We start from the raw sequence: 245 nt of genomic DNA, 5'->3' as shown, positions 1-245 counted from the left end.
TGCCACTATTGATACTCAAATTATAATCTGAGGTATTGTTGCCAAAAGGATCGACCTTGACGTAATATGTATTACCTGAGATGAGATTATAGGATATAGATTCACTGGAACTTCCACTCGAAGAGGAGGAATCCAACCGTGATCCAGAGCTGTTCAATAACCTTAAATCAATATCTGAACTCAATTCCGTTAAATTAATGGTCGCGGTGCCAGGGTGTTGCGCGACAAACGTATAAAAATCATTT

General features: G+C 38.8%; 1 protein-coding gene. It reads right to left on the bottom strand.

What is annotated here, in order from left to right; genetic code table 11:
* Nucleotides 1-245 (bottom strand): pre-peptidase C-terminal domain-containing protein (locus JWG39_RS16350; RefSeq protein WP_205220483.1); only part of this gene is annotated, 245 nt, incomplete at both ends.

This window comes from Desulforhopalus vacuolatus (assembly GCF_016918505.1).
Lineage (GTDB): Bacteria > Desulfobacterota > Desulfobulbia > Desulfobulbales > Desulfocapsaceae > Desulforhopalus > Desulforhopalus vacuolatus.
The sequence above is the reverse complement of the archived record's forward strand: the minus strand, read 5'-3'. Positions and strand labels throughout refer to the sequence as shown.